Origin of the sequence: Alcaligenes parafaecalis (assembly GCF_026344135.1) — a bacterium.
GTDB lineage: Bacteria > Pseudomonadota > Gammaproteobacteria > Burkholderiales > Burkholderiaceae_B > Alcaligenes > Alcaligenes parafaecalis.
In genome coordinates this window covers 1,002,037-1,022,601 of record NZ_JAPKNA010000001.1, presented here as the reverse complement: position 1 = coordinate 1,022,601, position 20,565 = coordinate 1,002,037, and the positions used below count along the sequence as shown (strand labels likewise).

At 57.3% G+C, this 20,565-nt stretch carries 19 protein-coding genes; 14 read left to right on the top strand and 5 right to left on the bottom strand.

The window, feature by feature from the left end; translation table 11 throughout:
* Positions 1 to 53: 53 nt before the first annotated feature.
* The 4 genes from OSH09_RS04770 to OSH09_RS04755 are packed head-to-tail and all read left to right on the top strand — an operon-like array spanning position 54 to position 4,696.
* Positions 54 to 1,358 carry a type II and III secretion system protein family protein gene (locus OSH09_RS04770; protein ID WP_207875743.1) on the top strand — a complete coding sequence of 435 codons (1,305 nt, stop codon included), beginning with the start codon at positions 54 to 56 and terminating at the stop codon, positions 1,356 to 1,358.
* Positions 1,348 to 2,991 carry an ATPase, T2SS/T4P/T4SS family gene (locus OSH09_RS04765; RefSeq protein ID WP_407653288.1) on the top strand — a complete coding sequence of 548 codons (1,644 nt, stop codon included), beginning with the start codon at positions 1,348 to 1,350 and terminating at the stop codon, positions 2,989 to 2,991. The genes OSH09_RS04770 and OSH09_RS04765 overlap by 11 nt, the downstream gene beginning before the upstream one ends.
* Entirely contained in the window at positions 2,988 to 3,833 is an 846-nt protein-coding gene (locus OSH09_RS04760; protein ID WP_266120322.1) for a type II secretion system F family protein, read from the top strand. Before OSH09_RS04765 ends, OSH09_RS04760 begins: the two co-directional genes overlap by 4 nt.
* Positions 3,834 to 3,835: 2 nt before the next feature.
* On the top strand, positions 3,836 to 4,696 hold the full coding sequence (locus tag OSH09_RS04755; protein ID WP_266120321.1) for a type II secretion system F family protein: 861 nt from the start codon (positions 3,836 to 3,838) through the stop codon (positions 4,694 to 4,696).
* Positions 4,697 to 5,091: 395 nt separating this feature from the next.
* Here the strand turns inward: OSH09_RS04755 and OSH09_RS04750 are convergent, their stop codons facing one another.
* Together OSH09_RS04750 and OSH09_RS04745 are read right to left on the bottom strand one after the other, a co-directional pair.
* Positions 5,092 to 5,868, bottom strand: a complete 777-nt coding sequence (locus OSH09_RS04750) for a BPSS1780 family membrane protein (protein WP_266120320.1) — start codon at positions 5,866 to 5,868, stop codon at positions 5,092 to 5,094.
* Between the two features lie 14 nt (positions 5,869 to 5,882).
* Complete coding sequence (locus OSH09_RS04745) at positions 5,883 to 6,854, bottom strand: homoserine kinase (RefSeq protein WP_266120319.1); 972 nt, start codon at positions 6,852 to 6,854, stop codon at positions 5,883 to 5,885.
* A gap of 203 nt (positions 6,855 to 7,057) precedes the next feature.
* Here OSH09_RS04745 and dusA point away from each other — a divergent pair, with 203 nt between their 5' ends.
* Positions 7,058 to 8,050 (top strand): tRNA dihydrouridine(20/20a) synthase DusA, encoded by a 993-nt coding sequence (gene dusA / locus OSH09_RS04740; RefSeq protein ID WP_266120318.1) that lies wholly within the window; start codon positions 7,058 to 7,060, stop codon positions 8,048 to 8,050.
* Between the two features lie 20 nt (positions 8,051 to 8,070).
* Here dusA and OSH09_RS04735 read toward each other — a convergent pair whose 3' ends face one another.
* A complete protein-coding gene (locus tag OSH09_RS04735; RefSeq protein WP_207874998.1) occupies positions 8,071 to 8,532 on the bottom strand; it encodes a CBS domain-containing protein in 462 nt (153 codons plus the stop codon).
* A complete protein-coding gene (locus OSH09_RS04730) occupies positions 8,516 to 9,877 on the bottom strand; it encodes a YihY family inner membrane protein (RefSeq protein WP_266120317.1) in 1,362 nt (453 codons plus the stop codon). Before OSH09_RS04730 ends, OSH09_RS04735 begins: the two co-directional genes overlap by 17 nt.
* Before the next feature lie 80 nt (positions 9,878 to 9,957).
* Between OSH09_RS04730 and OSH09_RS04725 the strand changes: the two genes are divergently transcribed.
* The 7 genes from OSH09_RS04725 (at position 9,958) to OSH09_RS04695 (ending at position 16,812) form a co-directional block, all read left to right on the top strand.
* Complete coding sequence (locus tag OSH09_RS04725) at positions 9,958 to 10,368, top strand: DUF2069 domain-containing protein (protein WP_035274661.1); 411 nt, start codon at positions 9,958 to 9,960, stop codon at positions 10,366 to 10,368.
* Positions 10,369 to 10,378: 10 nt separating this feature from the next.
* Entirely contained in the window at positions 10,379 to 11,845 is a 1,467-nt protein-coding gene (locus OSH09_RS04720) for a protein adenylyltransferase SelO (protein WP_266120316.1), read from the top strand.
* A gap of 98 nt (positions 11,846 to 11,943) precedes the next feature.
* Positions 11,944 to 13,005, top strand: a complete 1,062-nt coding sequence (gene aroC / locus OSH09_RS04715; protein ID WP_207874995.1) for a chorismate synthase — start codon at positions 11,944 to 11,946, stop codon at positions 13,003 to 13,005.
* A 66-nt stretch (positions 13,006 to 13,071) separates the two neighbouring features.
* A complete protein-coding gene (locus OSH09_RS04710) occupies positions 13,072 to 13,899 on the top strand; it encodes a M48 family metallopeptidase (protein WP_266120315.1) in 828 nt (275 codons plus the stop codon).
* Positions 13,900 to 14,115: 216 nt separating this feature from the next.
* The gene (locus OSH09_RS04705) at positions 14,116 to 15,582 is read left to right on the top strand and encodes a sensor histidine kinase (RefSeq protein ID WP_266120314.1); all 1,467 of its coding nucleotides are present in this window, start codon (positions 14,116 to 14,118) and stop codon (positions 15,580 to 15,582) included.
* Complete coding sequence (locus OSH09_RS04700) at positions 15,579 to 16,217, top strand: response regulator transcription factor (protein ID WP_266120313.1); 639 nt, start codon at positions 15,579 to 15,581, stop codon at positions 16,215 to 16,217. The genes OSH09_RS04705 and OSH09_RS04700 overlap by 4 nt, the downstream gene beginning before the upstream one ends.
* A 94-nt stretch (positions 16,218 to 16,311) precedes the next feature.
* The gene (locus OSH09_RS04695; RefSeq protein ID WP_207874991.1) at positions 16,312 to 16,812 is read left to right on the top strand and encodes a GlcG/HbpS family heme-binding protein; all 501 of its coding nucleotides are present in this window, start codon (positions 16,312 to 16,314) and stop codon (positions 16,810 to 16,812) included.
* Between the two features lie 146 nt (positions 16,813 to 16,958).
* Here the strand turns inward: OSH09_RS04695 and OSH09_RS04690 are convergent, their stop codons facing one another.
* A complete protein-coding gene (locus OSH09_RS04690) occupies positions 16,959 to 17,390 on the bottom strand; it encodes a carboxymuconolactone decarboxylase family protein (RefSeq protein WP_266120312.1) in 432 nt (143 codons plus the stop codon).
* Between the two features lie 188 nt (positions 17,391 to 17,578).
* Between OSH09_RS04690 and pdxR the strand changes: the two genes are divergently transcribed.
* Together pdxR and leuC are read left to right on the top strand one after the other, a co-directional pair.
* Positions 17,579 to 19,009: a MocR-like pyridoxine biosynthesis transcription factor PdxR gene (gene pdxR, locus OSH09_RS04685; RefSeq protein WP_266120311.1), complete on the top strand. Its 1,431-nt coding sequence runs from the start codon at positions 17,579 to 17,581 to the stop codon at positions 19,007 to 19,009.
* 151 nt (positions 19,010 to 19,160) lie between these two features.
* Positions 19,161 to 20,564 (top strand): 3-isopropylmalate dehydratase large subunit, encoded by a 1,404-nt coding sequence (gene leuC, locus OSH09_RS04680; protein WP_207874988.1) that lies wholly within the window; start codon positions 19,161 to 19,163, stop codon positions 20,562 to 20,564.
* The last annotated feature ends 1 nt before the right edge of the window (position 20,565 follow it).

The window sequence follows — 20,565 nt, the reverse complement described above, 5'->3', positions numbered from 1 at the left end:
GGCAACACAGGGCCGCCTTCAGCGTGCTGTCCAGCACCTTGTTCGGTCTTGGCATGCCCAGTCATGCTCAGGGCTTAAGTTTGCAGGTCGGTGAATTGATGGTGTTGCCCGAAACTCAGGTTGAACGCGTAGCGGTTGGCGATGGCGAGATTGTTCATGCGGTCACCACCGAATCAGGGGAGCTGATTCTCTTTGCGCGCAAGACAGGCAGCACGGTGGTGCAGGTCTGGTCCAGTTCTGGGCAAAGCCAGTCTTATCAGATAGAGGTATCACCCGAACATCACCGGCAGACACTGGCTGAGTTAAGAAGTTTGCTGGAGCGTATTCCTGAACTGCGTATCAGTGAACTAGGCGGAAAACTGGTGTTGGAAGGTGAGGGTTTAAGCGATCAGGACAAGCAAAGAATTCAGGCTCTGAGCCAGGAGCATCCCCAGTTATTGGACTTTACCCAGCAGGACGGTTGGGAGCCTATGGTCTTGCTGGATGTGCAGGTTGTGGAAGTGCCACGTAACAGCTTGCGGGAGCTGGGTGTGCGTTGGGATGGCAGCTCTCAGGGAGGCTTGAGTATGGGCGGTGGCTGGGATGCCGCAACGCATCAGTTTCTGGAGCGTCCCGGTGAAGCGGTCTTGCCCTTGGCATTTCCGGCCCGTCAGGGGGCGGCTTTCTTTGGTGTTGGAGCCTTGATGTCCGCCCGTGTTCAGGCCATGGCGCAGGAAGGTCATGCCGTCGTACTCGCGCAGCCGCAGTTATTGGCACGCAGCGGGTCGCAGGCGGAGTTCCTGGCTGGGGGCGAGCTGCCCTACACCACCACGGATGACAAAGGAAACAGCAAGACCAGTTTCAAGCCCTATGGCGTATCACTGCGCATCGTGCCCAGAGTGGAGCGGGGCGGACTGGTGCGTTCACAGATCGAGGTAGAGGTCAGTTCCGTGGATGCCAGCCTGTCTCAACCAGCCGGGCCATCCTTGAAAACACGCCGCGCGTCTACCGAATTCAATGTGCGTTCGGGGCAGACTCTGGTGCTGGCCGGGTTCATTTCAAGAGAGGAGTCCCGCCATGTAGACCGCTTGCCTGGTCTGGCCAGCTTGCCGGTACTGGGGGCCTTGTTTCGTTCAGAACGCTTTGCCAGACAGGAAACAGAACTGGCGGTATTTGTGACGCCTACCTTGGTAGCTGCCGAGCATCCCGACTTGCTGGCCCGGCAGGCAAATGCAGCACAGTGGCTGGATCAGACCTTCCCCGATGCCCCGCGCCTGAATACACCGGTGCGTCCTGCGCCTAAGGGGGCTGGGGTATGGCATGGCAATCGTTCTCAATGGGTAGAGCCAGACAGCGAGGTATTTCGTGTTGAACCTTGAGCTTGAATCAGAGTTGGGGACGACGCGTCCTTGGTCAGTCCATTTGCCCGCCCTGATAGGACGCGATCCGGCTTGCGATGTCGTCTTGCCGTCCTGGCGAATTGCGCGTCAGCACGCGAGCCTGCTGGAGCGCGCCGGGGCCGTGTATATACAGGATCATGGCTCGCTGACCGGCGTGCAACTTAATGGCAAACGGGTCTATGACGATGGCCCCTTGCGTCAGGGGGATGTGCTGGCTTTGGGCGGTTTCAAGTTGCGTATTGCTGGTTTTGGGCAGACCTCCTCATTTCAGACGGAAGCCGATGCTCAGAAGCCGATGGCAGGTGTTGAGGGCAATGGAGCTTTGGTCTTGGAAGAACCTGGGCGGACGGTAGCGTGTGATGGTCACGCATCGATTTCTGATCAGACGCCTATGCTGTCTTCCAATAGTGACTTGTTCAGGCAAGAACAACAGCGTCTGCACCATGCCTTGCTCAGTGCCTTGGAGCTGGAGCGCCGGGACTTGTCCAGGGTGACGGACAAGCAATTGGAGCAGGAGGCTTTTGATTGCCTGGGTCGCTTGATTCAGGCGCAGTGTGCTGTACCCGAGCATGAACGGGCCAGATTGCAGGCTAGTGTCTGTGCGGAAGCCGTAGGTCTGGGCCCTTTGGAGCCATTATTAGCAGACGCTTCGGTGTCGGAAATCATGGTCAATCACTACGACCGGGTTTTTGTGGAGCAGGCGGGGCGATTGCAGGCCCATCCCTTGGTCTTCAGTAGTGAAACCGCTTTGCGGGCCATTATTGATCGTATCTTGGCGCCCTTGGGCAGAAGGCTGGATATCAGCTCGCCTGCCGTAGATGGGCGTTTGGCGGATGGTTCACGTTTCCATGCGGTCTTGTCACCTATCGCGGTCAAGGGAACCTGCGTGACCATACGCAAATTCCCCAAACGACGCTTGGGCTTGGAGGACTTGCTGCAGACGGGTAGCTTGTCTCCCGAGATGGCTCGCTTTCTGCAACAGGCAGTACAGGGGCGCTGCAATATCCTGGTCTCGGGCGGGACGGGCACAGGTAAAACCACCTTGCTGAATGTGCTCAGTACCTGCATTGATTCGGGAGAGCGCATTGTGACCCTGGAGGATGCCGCCGAATTGCAGTTGCAGCACAGCAATTGGGTGGCCTTGGAGTCTCGGCCTGCCAATGCAGAGGGTCAGGGACAGGTGGATATACGGAGCCTGTTGCGACAAGCCTTACGCATGCGGCCCGACCGGATTGTGGTCGGAGAATGTCGGGGGGCGGAGGCCTTCGATATGTTGTCCGCCATGAATACAGGCCACGAAGGATCGATGGGGACCTTGCATGCGAACACCCCACGTGATGCCTTGTCGCGCCTGGAGGGCATGGTCTTGATGGCGGGTCTGGATTTACCTTTGCTGGTCGTGCGGGAGCATATCGCACGGGCTTTGCACATTATTGTGCAACTGAGCCGTTTGCCCGATGGCAAGCGTTTGGTTCACGAGGTTGTGGAAGTAACGGGTATAGAAGCACAGCGTATTCAATTGCAGACTCTGTACAGTTACCGCCCGGAGTTTGGTTTTACGGCCAGCGGTTTGAGGTCTGAGTATGTCTCTCCATCAGAGGGGCAGTCATGAAGTTTCTTAGTATTTTGCTGACCGTCTTTGGTACCACGGCGCTAGCGTATCTTTTATTGCGCTTGGGGCAGCGTCTTGCCACACGCTACAGGCAGCAATTGCTTCAGCAGTCCGAGCAGAGCCTGCAATCGCATTTTGTGTTTGTGCGCAGTCAGTATCTTGCCTTTGGTGCCTGGGCCGTGCTGCCTCTGGTCTTTCTGGTGGCGTGGTGGCTGATTCATTCTTTGTGGCTAGCTGTACTTATCGCATTGATTGCTGCCGTGACGCCTTTGGTAATTTTGCGCTGGATGGGGCGGCGACGCCTGGAAGCCTTGCGACGACAATTGCCAGATTTTGTCTTGTCCCTGGCCTTGAGTCTGCAGGCGGGGCTGGCTTTGCAAGCGGCCTTGCAGCAGCTAGCCCAATCCTTGCCTGCGCCTTTAGGGCAAGAGTTGCGTTTGTTGTTGCGCCAGCAGCGCTTGGGTTTGAATGCCAAAGACTCCTACCAGGACTTGTTGGAGCGTGTGCCGGTGTCGGAGTTGGCCATGTTCGTCAGTGCCATGCAGATGGGGCAGAGCACGGGGGCGGGGCTGGGTGAGCGTTTGAAAATACTGGCACAAACGATACGCGCCCGTCTGACCATCGAGGAAAAGATTGTTGCCTTGACGGCTCAAGCTCGCTTGCAGGCCCGAATCATGTTCTGTTTGCCGGGTTTTGTGGCGGGAGCGTTGTATCTGCTGGATGCCACTGCATTTGAACAAGCCTGGTTCAACACAGTAGGCGTGTGGGTGGCAGGAGGCATTGTCGCCATGCTGATGATGGGGCTGTGGTGGATGCAGGTAATTTTGCGAGGAGAGGCGTGACTATGTTGGCCTTAATTTGGTCACTTTCTGCCTTGAGCGCCGCCCTGTTTCTGATCGCCTGTTTATGGGCTTGGCGGGGAAGGTATCTGCTGTTGCTGCAAGGTGGCAGCAGCCTGAAACAGGCTGCCTGGCAGGCGTGGGAAGCGCCATTTTCCAGCGTCTTGAATGTCTGCCTGTCTTTACCTTTTGTGCATGACTGGCCGGAACGCTTATGGGGCTCGTATGCGAACGAGATACGGGTTTTTCTTAGTAAACGTGTGGCCTTGACCGCCTTGTTCACAAGCCTGGCAGGGGTCTTTCTGCTCAGTCAGGGAGCAGCACTGGTCGATATCGCTGGCCTGATCGCGACCGGTTTTTTGTTGAGTCTGTTGCAGGCCATCTCGCGAGGTAGAAAACTGCAGCGTCAGCATTACGCCCGTTGTCGTCGGGATTTACCGTTTTTTCTGGATTTATTGGTGCTGGCCGTCGAGTCCGGCTTGGGGCTGCAACAGGCCTGGGCTCGTGCGATGGAGGCTTTGCCACAAGGAAGTTTGCTGCTCAGCCTGAGCAAGGTGCAGGGAGAGGTTCGGGCAGGACGACGCTTGCCACAAGCCATGCGTAATGTCGCATTGACCTTCAGGCAGGCGGAACTGGAGGAGTTGGCTTTGTCTTTGGAGCTGGCTCAGGACACCGGTTTGTCCCTGGCCTTGCTGTTGCGATCTCAAGCGGAAAAACTGCGTGCTCATCTGCATTTGGAGGCGGAGCAAAGAGCACTCAAGCTGCCTGTGTATTTGTTGGCACCCTTGGTCGTGTGCATATTTCCCTGCACGTTTCTGGTGATTGCCATGAGTCTGTTAGGCCCCTGGTTGGCAGGCGGAGGCTAGGGTGGTGCCGATATCAACCTCGACCAAACAGCCGCTGCAAAAGACGCTACAGCAGGCGCAGCCCCTGTATTTATTCGATGCCAGTACTTTCTGGACGCGTTGGCGTGGCTGGAAGGCATTGCCGCAGAGCAGGGATTTCGCAACAGCGGTGTGGCTGCGGCCATGCCGAGCGGTTCATTTATGGGGAATGCGGCAGGCTCTGGATATCTGCTTTCTGGATGAACGTGATCAGCCCTTGAGGTTTTGTCCCGCAGTATCGCCAGGAAAGGCACGTTGGCATAGCAAAGCCAGATCGGTATTGGAAGCGCCGGTCGGTTGTCTGGCCGGGCCTGAGCAGTTCATGCTCTGGGCCGCGGCCTTGCAGAAAATACGTCAAACAGGGCAGCCAGCAAGGCTTAGTTCTGTTGTGTATCGCCCGACGGATCACCAAACACGCTGCGGTACGCAGGGTAGAAGCTGGCGTACAGGATGGCAGCCATTGCCAGGTTGATAGGCGTCAGCACCATGGTGGCCGTGCCTGGGCTTAAACCCGCACCCAGCAGCAGTTCACCCAGGGTCTGGATGGCGAAAAAGGCAGCCGCCCAGCACAGGCCGTAGAGCAGGAAAGCGGCCTTGTTGCGCCAGCAGGCAATCATGGAAAAGAACAGGGCTTGCTTGACGGGGATGGCGTGCCAGCCTACCAGGGCGGGTGCGTGCCAGAACAGGGCGGACAGGCCCAGGTACAGCACGAAGAACAAAATAATGGGTTTGCGAAATGCCGCCATGATGGCTTGCGGGGTGGCATTACTGTTGTCCATCAATTGCGACAGTTCATTCACAAACGGGAAGGTCGCCAGAAAGCCCACGACCAAACACGCCAGCAGATAGATCAAACCGAGCTTGATCAGGCGGTTGCGTACGGGAGCGGGTTTCAAGGGTTCCGTCCACATGCCCAGGCGTATGACCTCACCGTTATAAATACGGCGACAGGCATTCTGGATGATGAAGGTCATGGTGGGCACCAGAACGATCAGCACCATCTGGCCGATGATGGGGAAGATATTGCTCAGGTTGATCAGGATCGAGGTGATCAAACTCCAGAAAAACAGAGCAGCAGGTTGCAGCTTGAACAAACGCAACCCTTCCTGAATCCAGTACCACCCGTAAAGAAAGGGGAGCTTGGCAGCTTGCATATCAGTATCCGTATTTATCGAGGAAGCGCCGGTACAGCATGGTCGCGACGCTGGCGCAACACGCGCTCAAAATGCCGCGGGTCATGCGGTTTGAGGGTTTGAGCGGGGCGGGGCAGATAAAAGTCGTACAGGCGCGAGATCCAGAAGCGCAGCGCGGCGGCCTGGATCAGTATAGGCCAGGCAGTGTGCTCGGATTCGGTAAAGGGGCGCACCTGGGCGTAGGATTCCAGCCAGGCCTGGGCTTTTTCCAGGTTCAGGGCACCGCTCAGGCGGTCAATGCACCAGTCGTTCACGGCCACGGCCACGTCAAACAACCAGGTATCGCAACCGGCAAAGTAAAAGTCGATGATGCCGCCCATTTGCGGCGCTTCCGAGGTCCCGGCAAACAGCACATTGTCGCGGAACAGGTCGCAGTGGGCCGGACCTTGTGGCAAGGAGCGATAGGTATCGCTATCAGCAAAGTTGCTTTGTTCTTGCAGGACGGCCTGAATCAGTTCGGACTGGCTGGCATCCAGAAAGGGCAGGACTTGGGGGACGGTGCTTTTCCACCAGCTCAAGCCGCGCAGATTGGGCTGCTCCAGGGGGAAGTCCTGAGCAGCCAGGTGGGCCTGAGCCTGGGTGCGGGCAATCTGGCGGCAGTGTTCAACCGTAGGCTCGGGCTCGTAACCACCACGCAGGCGGGTCACAATCGAGCAAGGTTTGGCGTGCATGACACAGATGCGTTTTCCATCCCGGCGTGTCATCGGTTCTGGCACCGGAACGCCCTTGGCCGCCAGGTGGTGCATCAGCTCAATGTAGAAAGGGAGCTGTTCCAGCGTCAGGACTTCAAACAGGGTCAGAACGTACTCACCCTGAGTCGTACTCAGAAAGTAATTGGTGTTTTCAATGCCGGCGGTAATGCCACGTAAGGAAACAAACTCGCCAATTGTGTAGTGTTCCAGCAGTTCGCGGGCGTCAAGTTCGCTGACAGAAGTAAAAACAGCCATGCTTTCAGTGAGGGTCCGGTTGGGGCGCACTAATTAGGCGCGCAAGTATGTCAAACGGCCGATTTTAGACCAGTGCGCCCGCTTTTTGGAGACCTGCTGCGATTTACCGCGCTTTATCTTCATCCTGTGGTCGGCTGAAACCATTAAAATGGGTGTTTTCCCTTTTTGATCACGCCTGCCATCAGGCGATTTGCTCCCTGTTTATGACTACTTTTGTGATGCCGGACAGCCAGATGTGGCGTTTGAGTGTGGCGCCCATGATTGACGTGACTGACCGCCACAGCCGTTTTTTTCATCGTCTGCTGGCCCCGCGCGCCTTGCTGTTCACTGAAATGATTACCACGGGTGCATTGACGCACGGCGATCAGGCGCGCCATCTGGATTTTGATCAGGCGGAGCATCCAGTGGCCCTGCAGTTGGGCGGCAGTGATCGGGACGCTTTGGTAACCAGTGCTCTGGCCGGTGAAAAATGGGGTTACGACGAAATTAATCTGAATTGTGGTTGCCCCTCGGAGCGCGTGCAAAAAGGTGCCTTCGGTGCCTGTCTGATGAACGAGCCACAATTGGTGGCCGACTGCGTCAAAGCCATGCAGGATGCGGTTTCTGTACCCGTTACTGTCAAGCACAGGCTGGGTCTGGATTACAACGAGTCCTATGATTTTGTGCGGGATTTTGTGGGCCTCTTGTTCGAGGCGGGTTGCCGTGTCTTTACGGTGCATGCCCGCAATGCGGTCTTGAAGGGTTTGTCGCCCAAGGACAATCGGGAAATTCCGCCGCTGCGCTATGACATGGCCATGCAGTTGAAAAAGGACTTCCCCGAGGCGCTGTTCATTTTGAATGGCGGTATTCACGAGACCGATCAGGCGGTCGAGCTGGAAGAGCAGTTTGATGGCGTAATGCTCGGTCGCGCAGCCTGGCATACTCCGGCGGTCTTGAGCGATATTCATCGTCGCCTGTGGCCCGAGGATGTGCTGCTGGATGAAGACTCGGTCGTCGAACAGATGATTGCCTACGCGCGTCCTCATGTGCAGGCCGGTGTGCCGCTGCGCATTGTGATTAAAAGCATGTTGGGCTGGCCGCATGGCAAGAAGGGTGCCCGTCAGTGGCGTCGCACCTTGTCGGATCACAACTGGTTGGCCAAAAACGATCCAGGCCTGCTTGCGCAGGCCTGGGAAGAGTTGCAAAGCCGCCAGTAAAGGCTGGCTGAAGCAGCGTCTTAGGACGCGTTGGCTTGCTCGGAATCAGTAGGCCAGTCGCGGATATAGGCTTTAAGCATATTGTTCTCGAATTGCTGGGCGTGAACAATGGCGCGGGCCATATCAAAGAAGGAAATAACCCCCATCAGAACCGGGCCGTCCATCACTGGCATGTAGCGGGCGTGGTTGTTCAGCATCAGGCGCTGCACTTCGTCGGCGCTGGTGTTGGGGGTGACGCTGACGGGGGCGTCATCCATGATGCTGCGCACGGTAAAGCCCTGGGCTTTATTGCCCTGGGCGTGCCAGTGGCGAATGATCTCCCGAAAGGTCAACATACCCACCAACTGACCGTGCTCCATGATCACCAGCGAACCGATATCCAGCTCGCTCATGCTCTGTACCGCTTTTTCAACGGTCATTTCGGGGGTGCCTGTATAAAGCGTGTCTCCCTTGACACGCAGGATTTCACTGACTTTTAGCATACTGGGTCTCCTGACCGTGATCGGCGTTTAGTATGGTGGCTGGCTCTGTCAGAATGCCTTGCGGCGATTCAAACAGCTCTTCCAGATTGGATAGTCGCTGATCGAAAAACTGAGAAAGATAATTGAATACATATTCTAGCGGACCCTCGTGCGTATGGGCACGGTCCAGTAAAAATGCCTTGGTAAGTTGTTTCAGGCTGACCTGACGCAGATCACAACTGAGTACCCACTGCTCGTCATTGTCCTGCTGGGTATCGGCAATCAGCCCCATGGACTTGAGCTTGCATAAAATTCCGTACAGCTCGTCCGGGTCGCGTTCCAGCTTGTGGCTGAGTTCACGGACGCTGAGTCCTTGCTGCTTCTGACGGTTCAGCCACAGTTGATAGAGCAGGTTCACGGCATCGGTAAAGGCAATGCCGGGAACATTGGTCTTGACCCAGTTGCGGCCACGCCAATCGGGCAAGATTGCCACCATGGAGGCACCCAGCAAGACGATCAGCCAGGAGATATAGATCCACAGCAGGAAGATCGGCAGGATGGCAAAGGCGCCGTAAATAATCGTGTAGGTGGGAAAGCGGGTCAGGTAGAAGGCGAAACCGGCTTTCATCAACTCCAGCAAGGCGGCGGTGACCACCCCGCCAATCAGGGCATCGCGCCACCACACGCGGCGGTTAGGCACATACATGAACAGCGCTGTCAGCCCCAAGGCGGTAAATACGAAGGGCACATAGGCCAGGGCGAAGGACACAATGCCGGACAAGTCGCCGATATAGCCCATGGATTCCCGCGCCAGAATGGTGGTAGCCCACAGGCTGGCACCGGTCAGAATGGGACCCAGCGAAATAATGGCCCAGTACACCAGCAGGCGTTGGCCCAGGGGGCGCTGCACATGCACCTGGAAAATATTGTTGAAGGTCTCGTCAATGGTCATGATCAGCATGATGGACGTGACGATCAGGAACAAGCTGCCGACCGCGGTCAGGCCCGAGGCCTTGGAGGCAAACTGGTTCAGGTACAGCATGATGTTTTCCGACACCACTTCGGGCATCAGATTACGGGTCAGGAAGCCTTCCAGAGCATGTTCAAATTCCTGAAACAGCGGGAAAGCGGTGAACAGCGCCAGCACCACCGTCAGCATGGGCACAATGGCCAGAATCGTGGTGTAGGTCAGGCTGGAGGCCACCTTCATCAGGTCTTTTTCAGCCACCCGCTTGATGGCGAAGCGCGCCACACTTAAAAAGTGATGCTTGGCGGTGGGGGCGGGCGAGGGCGGGGACTCCTGCTGGGATACAGGATCGGTGTTATCTGGGTTCAAGTCTGTTTGTTCAGCTTGCTCAGAGGGCATAGGGAAGTTCTCGTCGTTTTTCATAGCGGTTTGATGCGGCGGACGCTGCTTTTCGACAGGGTTCAGGTGATAATAACAGCATGCATGAACCTTTAAACCCCATACTTCATCGAGTGGCGGCCCTGGCGTTGGTCGCCTTGATCGCTTTGTGCCTGGCCTGGGAGCTGCATTTTGCGCCCCTGAAACCCGGCGGCTCCTGGCTGGTGCTGAAAGTGATTCCTTTAGTGCTGCCGCTGCGCAGCGTGCTGAAAGGCAATCTCTATACCCTGCAGTGGACCTCCATGATGATTCTGCTGTATTTCGCAGAAGGGGTCATGCGTGCCTGGTCGGACCCGGTAGCGGAAGTCCTGCCCTGGGCGATTGCTGAAATCGTCTTGTCCCTGATTTACTATTTCTGCGCCATTTTTTATCTCTGGCCTGCCAAGAAAGCGGCCAAGCAGCGCAGCAAGGCCGAGAAAGCCGAGGCTGCAAAAGCCGCCAAGTCGGCCTGAGGGGGTCTGTATGTCCAGCTTGTTTGATGGCTTGACCATCGCTCATCGTTTTGCCGATTTGCCCTCGGCCTTTCACACTGTTGTGCCGCCTCAGCCTCTGGCCAATGCACGCCTGCTGCATGTCAATAAAGAATTGGCGGCGCAGTTGGGCCTGGATGTGACGCGCCTGGGCGAGCAAGAATTTTTAGATGTAGTCAGTGGTCAGGCCCCCTTGCCGGGCGGCCTGACGGTGTCGGCTGTGTATAGCGGTCATCAGTTTGGGGTGTGGGCCGGGCAGTTGGGTGATGGCCGGGCGCATTTGCTGGGGCAAATTGACACCCCGACTGGCCAGCAGGAATTGCAGTTGAAAGGCGCGGGTAAAACCCCGTATTCCCGCATGGGTGATGGCCGTGCTGTGCTGCGCTCCAGTGTGCGTGAGTATCTGGCCAGCGAAGCGATGGCGGGCTTGGGCATTGCCACCAGCCGCGCTCTGGCCTTGGTCAGCTCGGATACGCCGGTGTACCGCGAAACGGTGGAAACCGGGGCGATTGTGACCCGTGTGGCGCCCAGCTTCGTGCGCTTCGGTTCGTTTGAACATTGGGCCAATGATCCTGCGCGTGTGCGAGAACTGCTGGATTATGTGCTGCGCGAGTTCTACCCTGAATTAATCGTAGAGGGCGATTCCGATCAAGAGCGTGTAGGTCGTTTTCTGCAGGCAGTGACGCATCGCAGTGCGGAAATGGTAGCCGACTGGCAAACCGTGGGTTTCTGTCACGGCGTCATGAATACGGACAATATGTCCATCCTGGGCCTGACAATTGATTACGGCCCTTACGGTTTCATGGACCGATTCCGCGTGAATCACGTGTGCAATCACAGCGATAACCAAGGCCGTTATGCCTGGAACGCCCAGCCTGCCATCGTGCATTGGAATCTGTACCGTCTGGCCAGCGCGCTGATGGTGCTGGATCTGGATCCCGAACCGCTGAAAGAGCATCTGCAAAGTTTTGAAGCCAGTTTCCTGAAGCGCTATCACGGCAATTTACAGGCCAAGCTGGGCCTGCGTAGCTGGCGGGAAGAGGATGCTCAACTGGTCGACGATTGGTGGCGTTTGCTGCATAACAGCGGGGCGGATTTCACTTTGTCATTCCGTGCCCTGGCACAGGCAGGCAAGGCTCCCGAGGCCTTCCTGAGCCTGTTTGAAGGCTCCGAAGACCAGGCCCAGGCCTGGTGGCAAGCCTATAGCCAGCGTCTGACTCTGGACGGCTCGGATGCGCCCGAACAGCGCGAGGCCATGAATCGCGTCAATCCCTTGTATGTCTTGCGTAACCATTTGGCCGAGCAGGCCATTCAGGCCGCCGCCAAGGACGACGCCAGCGAAATCGATACCTTGTTGATGTTGCTGCGCGATCCCTATACCGAGCGTTCCGGTTTTGAGGCCTACGCCATGCCGCCGCCCGAAGGCAGTGCGGAACTGGCGGTCAGTTGCTCTTCCTAAAGGGCAGGGCGCGGTGCCGGGCATGTCCTGATCCGGGAACAATGCCATAATCGTGCCTGTCTTTTATTTTTCCCTATTTCTCTGCGTTCACTCTTCCTATGTCCGGCAATACTCTTGGTAAAAGCTTCCGCGTCACGAATTACGGCGAATCTCATGGTCCAGCGATTGGCGCAGTGATCGACGGCTGCCCTCCGGGCCTGGAGCTGTCTGAACAAGATATTCAATTTGAACTGGATCGTCGCCGTCCAGGCACCTCGCGCCACGTGACACAGCGCCGCGAGCCTGATCAGGTAGAAATTCTGTCCGGCATTTATGAAGGTCGCACCACAGGCACGCCGATTAGCCTGCTGATTCGCAATTCCGATGCGCGCAGCAAGGATTACGGCAATTTGCTGGATACCTTCCGCCCCGGTCATGCCGACTACACCTACTGGAAGAAATTCGAGAACCGCGACCCGCGCGGTGGTGGCCGCTCTTCGGCGCGCTTGACCGCGCCTACGGTAGCCGCCGGTGCGATTGCCAAGAAATGGCTGGCTGAACACTTCGGAGTGAAGATTCGCGGTTACATGAGCCAGTTGGGGCCGATTGAAATTCCGTTCAAAAGCTGGGACGTTGTGGAGCAGAATCCGTTCTACGCCCCGGATCTGGATGTCGTGCCGCAACTGGAAGCCTATATGGATGAGCTGCGTAAAGAAGGCGAATCCATTGGTGCCCGAATTGAAGTCGTGGCTGAAGGCGTGCCTGCCGGTTGGGGCGAACCTATTTACGACCGCCTGGATGCCGATATTGCCCACGCCATGATGGGTTTGAACGCTGTCAAAGGCGTGTCGATTGGTGCTGGCTTTGACTGCATCACGCAAAAAGGCTCGGAGCACGGGGATGCGCTGTATCCGGATGGTTTCAAGACCAATCAGGCCGGTGGGGTGCTGGGGGGGATTTCCTCGGGGCAGGCCGTCACGGTCTCCTTGGCGATCAAGCCGACCGCCAGCATTCGCACCATGCGTCCTTCCGTGAATCGTGCTGGCGAAGCGGTCGAGGTCCAGACACTGGGTCGTCATGATCCTTGCGTGGGTATTCGTGCCACGCCGATTGCCGAAGCCTTGCTGGCGATTGTGCTGATGGATCATTGCCTGCGTCATCGCTCGCAGTGTGGTGTCTGAATCTGAGCGTTTGCGCAGGGACCTAGCACTTCATTTTCTTGTCAGGTTTGTTTCTTGGAGCTGAGCATGAAAGGTATTGCGAAAGGAAAACGCTTTTTGGCGGCGGGTTTACTCCTGGCCATGACGGGCTGTGCCACGGTGCAGACCACAGAAAGCGGGACGGTCGGTGTCGAGCGCAAACAATTCATCTCCAATCTGGTCTCCGAGGCCGAGCTGAATCAGGCGGCCGCCCAGAACTACGCACAGGTCTTGTCTCAGGCACGGCAGCAAAAGGCGCTGGATACGGATGCGGCCCAGACCCGACGCGTTAAAACTATGGCTCAACGCTTGATTGATCAAGTCGGTGTTTTCCGGGCCGACGCCCGTTCCTGGAACTGGGAAGTTCACGTCATTAACGAGGACGAGGTCAATGCCTGGTGCATGCCGGGTGGCAAGATGGCGGTTTTCAGTGGCCTGATCAAACGGATTCAGCCTAGCGACGCGGAACTGGCAGCCGTCATTGGTCATGAAATCGCCCATGCTTTGCGCGAGCACTCGCGTGAACAGGTTTCCCAGAAAATGGCGACTTCTTTTGGTTTGACGGTGCTCTCCGCTCTGACCGGCGTGCAAGCCGTGAATGATTTGGGCGGGACTTTGAGCGAAGTCATGTTTGAACTGCCCAATAGCCGCACCCATGAATCTGAAGCGGATTTGATTGGGGTTGAACTGGCCGCTCGTGCTGGCTACGACCCGCGTGCGGCGGTGACCTTGTGGCAGAAGATGGGCGCCTTGGAGCAGGGCAGAAGTCAGCCGGAATTCCTGTCCACCCACCCGGCTTCCTCTACCCGCATTGCGGATTTGCAGGCGATCTCGGAACGGGTCATGCCTTTGTATCAGCAGGCGGCCAAGCCGTGAAAGGTTGGTTTTTCTGATATCGAATTTGAAATGAAGAATGCCCTTGGTCGACGTTCCTTGAAACATGCGCTTGCAGAAGGTGCCGTCGGCCTTGAGGATTCAGACCTTACCGGCCGCAACGGCGCGGGACAGGGGCATTGTTTAATATAGGAAAGCCTGGTTTTCCGGGCCAGTTGGCCTATTTATCTGATTGGCTCCCATCTTCAACATGCACCCATGAAATCGCGCCATCGTACCTTTCTGTATGGTTTTTTGATTTGGCTCGGCCTGTCTTTGACTGGCGCCACCATGCTGACGCGCGCTGAACTGGCGAGGCAGCAGGAGGCATTCACGGTGCAAAGCAATATAGCCTACCGGCTGCTGGGCCAGCGTCTGGCTCAGCAGGACGCCATTTTGCAGATGCTCGCCCTGTTGCAGCCGCCCGTGCAGCGGATAGAACGTCTGGGAGCGCTGGAAGCCATCTTTCCCCAGGTCATGGCGATTTATCGTCAAGAGAGTGGCGCCGCGTGGACCAATCCCCAATGGCAGCAGGCGCAGTTGCAGTCTCTAAAGGCCGAGCGTGCCGTGTTGACGGATGTGCGGCTGGCGCAAGGGCGTTATGTTCTGCTGGTGGCGGCGCACCCGGCCAGCTTTGCCGTACAACTGGATTTGAATGCCGCCATCGCCTGGGACGAATGGCCTTTTCAGCGTAATGGCAGTCCTATGCGCGTGGTGCTGGAGTGGCAGGATCAACAATGGGTGATCAGCCCAGGATTGGACCATGCCGGACCTGCGGTATTCCAGTCGGGCAAGACGCTGGCTTCCACCAGCCAACCCTTTCAATTGCACACGCGCCGCGTCCTGAGTTATGCCGACCTGCCTTGGGGGCAGGCGGCACTGTTCGCCCTGGCCAGCGCCTTGCTGGTGGCGTTGGTCATCTATGTGCGCAAACAACGTGAACAGACCTTACGTGCTCAGGAGCTGCTACGTATCGGTCAGGTAGCCCGCTTGAATGCGCTTGGCGAAATGGCCGCGGGCCTGGCACATGAATTGAACCAGCCTTTGACCTCCGTGCTGGCCAATACACAAGCCAGCCTGAGGCTTTTGCAGGAAGATCCTCCCGATCTGGAACCGGCACGCGAGGCCATGACGCATTCGGTGGAACAGATTAAGCGTGCGGCCAGCGTGCTGACGGGCCTGCGACACAGTTTGCGTGAAAGCGGACTGGCTGAGCAGTGCCGTCCGGTGTCCTTGACGCAGGTGCTGGACGAGTCTGTGCACTTGCTGATGCCGGAGTTGGAGCGGCATGGCATTACCCTGGAAAAATGCCTTCCTCCACACGATGTCGATGTTGTCGGCGAGCCCGTGGCGCTCGGACAAATCATCCATAACCTGCTCAATAATGCTGTATCCGCTTTGGGCGCCGCCCAGACCAGCAATCCCTGCATCTGGCTTGAGGTGCAGCGACGACAAGGGTGCGTGGACTTGATCGTGCGTGACAATGGCCCGGGAATAGACCCGCAGCATTTGGCTCGCGTGTTCGAGCCCTTCTTTACAACACGTTCCGACGGTCTGGGCTTGGGCCTGAGTCTGAGCGAGTCGCTGGCTCAGGCCATGGGCGGCGGCTTGACAGCGTTCAATGATCCCAAGGGCGGGGCCGTGTTTGCGCTGGAACTGCAGCGAGTGGATGAAGAATCATCATGAATCCGACCGAAAATGGCTCTAGCCTGTCGCCCTTGATCCATCTGCTGGACGATGATGCCGCCGTGCGTCAAAGCTTGTCCTTGCTGATCAGCACGGTAGGGTTACGGGTGCAGACTTGGGCGGATCCGCAACAGTTTCTGGAGTCTTTCGATCGGCAGTCTATCGGGGCCTTGATTCTGGATGTGCGCATGCCCGGCATCAGTGGATTGACCCTGCTCGATACTCTGGTCGAGCAAGGCGTGGATCAGCCCATCATTCTGTTGACCGGGCACGGCACGGTGGACATGTGCCGGCGCGCCTTCAAGGCGGGTGCTGTCGAGTTCCTGGAAAAGCCGGTCAGTGACGATGTGCTGCTGGACACGGTTCAGCAGGCCGTGCGCCAGCACGTGCGTCGCCGCGAGCGTCTTGCGGCTGATCAATGGGCGCGTGAGCGTTACACAAGTTTGTCCGAGCGCGAGCGCGAGGTACTGGCGCTGATTGTCGAGGGCTTGACCAATAAGGAGATAGGTCGGGCGCTGTCGCTGTCGCCCCGTACGGTTGAAACCCATCGCGCCAACCTGTTTGCCAAACTGCAGGTCGATAACCTGGCCCACCTGATTCGGCATTACGCCAGCTTGGTGAGTGTCTCTCCGTAAAACTACGTAGATGCGAGGGTAAGCGCCCGAATAGTCCCGTTCGGGCGGCGCAAGTATAGTTTTTCCATGCCGACAATGGTGTCGGAACTGATAAATGGAGATTACCGCTATGTTGCGCTCTTCCCTTCTGATGGCTTTGTTGTTCGCCGCTGGCGCCGCTCAGGCCCAGGGTGTGCTGACCGAAAAAAACATCTCCCTGGATCTGGCCAATCGTCTGGCTGCCGAAACCGTCAAGCAATGTTCGGCCAAAGGCTACAACGTGTCGGTGGCTGTGGTCGATCGCGCTGGTGTGCTGCGTGCGCTCCAACGCGCCGACCAGGCCGGTCCGCATACCGTCAATGCCAGCATCGACAAGGCCTATACGTCCGCTTCGGCGCGCGGTCTCACCAGCGCCATGCTGGAAGGTTCGCAGAAAAATGCTGGCGCCGCCAATCTGGGCGATATCCAGGGTTTTCTGCTGCTGGGCGGTGGTGTGCCGGTCAAGGTTGACAATGACACGATAGGCGCCATCGGCGTGGGCGGCGCGCCTGGCGGGCACCTGGATGAAGCGTGTGCCGTAGCAGCCTTGGAAACCCTTAAGGCCGATCTGAAATAATTGCATCCCTGCAGATTGGGGAACCGCCCCTGAGCTGACCCCCGAAAGTTGGACATTATTCCAACCTTTGGGGTTATTACATGGCTAAGTACGATGAGCGGTTCAAGCTCGAAATAGTGCAGCGATTGCAGAATCATCCCTCGCGTTTACTTGCGCATGCTGATGGCGAGGCGATTGAAGGCGCTCATCAAGGCAATCGCAAAAGTCAGGTCCGAGATTTCGGCATCATTGAAATAGGCTTTCAAGGGCTCGAAGTGCTCGTCGGGTGCATGGGTGTGAGCGACATCCACCACGGACTCCGTCCATTCCAGGGCTGCGCGTTCGCGTTCGTCAAAGTGCGCACTGACACGCCAGCCTGCCAGGCTGTCTATCTTGGCATTCGCAACGCCTGAGCTGCGCAGGGAGGCAGCGTGCATTTCCAGGCAGTAGGAGCAGCCGTTGATTTGCGAAATCCGCAAATTCACCAGCTCAATCAACTCTTTGCCCAGGCTGCTTTTGTCCAGGGCCAGTTTCGTTTGCAGCAGGCCTTGATAGGCTTTGGGAGACAGGGTGTCGTAGGGAAGGCGAAGAGTGATCATCAGGTATCCAGTCGAAAAAAGAGGAGGGGGCCGAAGGCAGCTTTTGTGCTGGGTGATTCAAGTGGCTAAACCGCTATGGCCGGTCTGTTTAATCATTAAACCGAGCTGCCTGCTTTACTTGTTGATTCTCCATGAGTAATGTCCTAGTTATAAGTGACAAGAAATCAAAAAATCACTAGGACATAGAGATGGCCCTGAGCCAGTGGAAACCTAGCCGGGAGCCGGGCACACCCATTTACCAACAGTTGTACCTGCGTTTCCGGGACGCTATTGCGGCGGGTCAGTTGCGCCCTGGCGATAGGGTGCCGTCGGTGCGCAGCCTGGCCAGTGAGTTGAATGTGGCAAAGGGGACGGTCGAGCAGGCCTATCAAATCCTGCTGGGCGAGGGCTACTTTCTGGCGCGAGGGCCTGCCGGTACCGTGGTGTCGCCGCAGTTAGCCCGTCTGGATGCAAGCCGCTACGCCAGCGTGCCGTCCTCTCCACCCCGGTCTTCACCTTATGTGCCTTCGGAAGATGCTCCGCCTTTGCCGTTTCAACTGGGCTTGCCAGCGCTGGATGCCTTTCCACGTAAGACCTGGGCTCGTCTGGCCAATCATAATCAGCGTGCATTGGGTGCGCAGGCCATGCGCTATCCCGACCCGGTAGGTTATGCACCGCTGCGTCGGGCCATTGCGGCCTATCTGGGCGTGTCGCGTGGCATCGCTTGCGTGCCTGAGCAAGTATTTATTACGGCTGGGTACTGGGGAACGCTGGAATTGGTGTGTCGCAGTGTCCTGAATCCCGGTGATATGGGCTGGTATGAAGACCCTGGCTATATATTTGCCCGCCAGTTTCTGATGCAGGCCGGGATGAAGGTGCAGCCAGTGCCTTTGGATGCTGAAGGCCTGAATGTTCCCCTCGCACAGGAGCGGTACGCGCAGGCGCGCTTTGCCATTGTGACGCCGACGCATCAAAGCCCGATGGGGATGGCCATGTCCCTGTCCAGACGACTGCAGTTGCTGGATTGGGCTCGGCAAGAACAAGCCTGGGTTGTGGAGGATGATTACGACAGCGAATTCCGCTATCACGGTCGTCCTTTACCCGCTCTGAAAAGTCTGGATAGGGACGAGCGGGTGATCTATACCGGCACCTTCAGCAAAGTCCTGAATCCCGGTTTGCGTCTGGCGTACTTGGTCGTGCCCATGTCTCAGATCGAGCGCTTCCGGCAGGTGGCTCATTATTCAGGTGGGCCGGGCTCTATCCTGACGCAAGCCACGGTGGCTGGTTTTTTGGAGCAGGGCTATTTTGCGCGCCACCTGCGCAAAATGCGGACGTTGTACGCGCAACGACGTTCCTGCCTGGTGCATGCACTGGAGCAACATGTCGGAGAGCGCTTGCAGGTGCAGGCCCAGGCAGGCGGGATTCATGTGCTCGCGAATCTGAAACATCCAGCGGATGATCGGTCTCTGGCACAGGCGGCACAGGCAAAAGGCCTGGCGGTGCAGGCATTGAGTGACTGGCAAATGTCGCCTGCCGTGCATAAGGGCTTGTTAATGGGTTTTGCCAATATCAGCGACCAGAGCATGGCGGATGATTGGGTGCAACGTTTGAGCGCGGCTATGGCTGGATATTTTGCTTAATGCGCTTTTCTAGCTCGAATCTATCCTAGTAGTTCCAATACTAGGATAGTAACTGGTCTTGTCCCAGTTACTGCGCCTGTCATAATAAGAAAAAATTTATGTGCAGCCGGCTCTGTGCGGGCTGTAATCTCAACTGAATCGCGAGAGCGCAATGGCAAAAACCTTATACGATAAGTTGTTCGACGAACACGTCGTGCATCAGGACACGGATGGCACCTGTTTGATCTACATTGATCGCCACTTGCTGCATGAAGTGACCAGCCCCCAGGCCTTTGAAGGCCTGACACTGGCCGACCGCAAGCCTTGGCGCATCAGTGCCAACCTGGCCGTGGCCGACCACAACGTCCCCACCACCTCCCGCCAGAACGGTATTGAAGATCCGATCTCGCGCCTGCAAGTCGATACCCTGGATGCCAACTGTGAAGAATTCGGTATTACCGAGTTCCGCATGAACGACGTGCGTCAGGGCATTGTGCACATTGTCGGCCCCGAGCAAGGCGCAACCTTGCCCGGCATGACCGTGGTGTGTGGCGACTCCCACACCAGTACGCACGGTGCGGTGGGCGCTTTGGCCTTCGGTATCGGCACGTCCGAGGTTGAGCACACGCTGGCCACCCAGACCTTGCTGATGAAGAAAAGCAAAAGCATGCTGATCCAGGTGGATGGCAAACTGCCTTTCGGCTGTACCGCCAAGGACTTGATCCTGTACGTGATCGGTCAGATCGGGACTGCCGGTGGTACGGGTTATGCCATTGAATTCGGTGGTTCGGCCATTCGCGCCCTGACCATGGAAGGCCGCATGACCGTGTGCAATATGGCGATTGAAGCCGGTGCACGTTCGGGTATGGTGGCCGTGGACGAGCAAACCATTCAGTACCTGCGTGGCCGTCCTTACTCGCCTAAAGGCGTGTTGTGGGATCAGGCCGTGGCTTACTGGAGCACCTTGCACACAGACGAAGGCGCGCAGTTTGATCACGTTGTCCGCATTGATGCCAGCCAGATCACGCCTCAACTGACCTGGGGCACCTCGCCCGAAATGGTGCTGCCTATCGACAGCCGTGTACCCGATCCAGAAAAAGAAAAAGACGAAGTCGCCCGCAACGGTATGGAACGTGCCCTGGAGTACATGGGCCTGACGCCCAATATGCCGTTGACCGACATCCGCATTGATCGCGTATTCATCGGCTCCTGTACCAATGCCCGTATTGAAGACTTGCGTGCGGCCGCCAGCGTGGCCAAAGGTCGCAAAGTGGCGTCCAACGTCAAGCAAGCCATGATTGTTCCAGGTTCCGGTCTGGTCAAACGTCAGGCTGAACAAGAAGGCTTGGACAAGATTTTCCTGAACGCCGGTTTTGAGTGGCGTGAACCTGGTTGCTCCATGTGTCTGGCCATGAACGCCGACCGTCTGGAACCCGGCGAGCGTTGCGCTTCGACCTCCAACCGTAACTTTGAAGGACGTCAGGGGCAGGGTGGTCGTACCCATCTGGTCAGCCCAGCCATGGCGGCGGCGGCTGCCATTGCCGGCCATTTTGTCGACGTGCGTTCGTTCAACTGAG

What these genes read in the sequence shown, in the direction of transcription:
- OSH09_RS04770 (WP_207875743.1), top strand. Translation starts at nt 54, where the DNA reads ATGCCCAGTCATGCTCAGGGCTTAAGTTTGCAGGTCGGTGAATTGATG.
- OSH09_RS04760 (WP_266120322.1), top strand. Translation starts at nt 2,988, where the DNA reads ATGAAGTTTCTTAGTATTTTGCTGACCGTCTTTGGTACCACGGCGCTA.
- OSH09_RS04755 (WP_266120321.1), top strand. Translation starts at nt 3,836, where the DNA reads ATGTTGGCCTTAATTTGGTCACTTTCTGCCTTGAGCGCCGCCCTGTTT.
- OSH09_RS04750 (WP_266120320.1), bottom strand. Translation starts at nt 5,868, where the DNA reads ATGCAAGCTGCCAAGCTCCCCTTTCTTTACGGGTGGTACTGGATTCAG.
- OSH09_RS04745 (WP_266120319.1), bottom strand. Translation starts at nt 6,854, where the DNA reads ATGGCTGTTTTTACTTCTGTCAGCGAACTTGACGCCCGCGAACTGCTG.
- dusA (WP_266120318.1), top strand. Translation starts at nt 7,058, where the DNA reads ATGACTACTTTTGTGATGCCGGACAGCCAGATGTGGCGTTTGAGTGTG.
- OSH09_RS04735 (WP_207874998.1), bottom strand. Translation starts at nt 8,532, where the DNA reads ATGCTAAAAGTCAGTGAAATCCTGCGTGTCAAGGGAGACACGCTTTAT.
- OSH09_RS04730 (WP_266120317.1), bottom strand. Translation starts at nt 9,877, where the DNA reads ATGCCCTCTGAGCAAGCTGAACAAACAGACTTGAACCCAGATAACACC.
- OSH09_RS04725 (WP_035274661.1), top strand. Translation starts at nt 9,958, where the DNA reads ATGCATGAACCTTTAAACCCCATACTTCATCGAGTGGCGGCCCTGGCG.
- OSH09_RS04720 (WP_266120316.1), top strand. Translation starts at nt 10,379, where the DNA reads ATGTCCAGCTTGTTTGATGGCTTGACCATCGCTCATCGTTTTGCCGAT.
- aroC (WP_207874995.1), top strand. Translation starts at nt 11,944, where the DNA reads ATGTCCGGCAATACTCTTGGTAAAAGCTTCCGCGTCACGAATTACGGC.
- OSH09_RS04710 (WP_266120315.1), top strand. Translation starts at nt 13,072, where the DNA reads ATGAAAGGTATTGCGAAAGGAAAACGCTTTTTGGCGGCGGGTTTACTC.
- OSH09_RS04705 (WP_266120314.1), top strand. Translation starts at nt 14,116, where the DNA reads ATGAAATCGCGCCATCGTACCTTTCTGTATGGTTTTTTGATTTGGCTC.
- OSH09_RS04700 (WP_266120313.1), top strand. Translation starts at nt 15,579, where the DNA reads ATGAATCCGACCGAAAATGGCTCTAGCCTGTCGCCCTTGATCCATCTG.
- OSH09_RS04695 (WP_207874991.1), top strand. Translation starts at nt 16,312, where the DNA reads ATGGAGATTACCGCTATGTTGCGCTCTTCCCTTCTGATGGCTTTGTTG.
- OSH09_RS04690 (WP_266120312.1), bottom strand. Translation starts at nt 17,390, where the DNA reads ATGATCACTCTTCGCCTTCCCTACGACACCCTGTCTCCCAAAGCCTAT.
- pdxR (WP_266120311.1), top strand. Translation starts at nt 17,579, where the DNA reads ATGGCCCTGAGCCAGTGGAAACCTAGCCGGGAGCCGGGCACACCCATT.
- leuC (WP_207874988.1), top strand. Translation starts at nt 19,161, where the DNA reads ATGGCAAAAACCTTATACGATAAGTTGTTCGACGAACACGTCGTGCAT.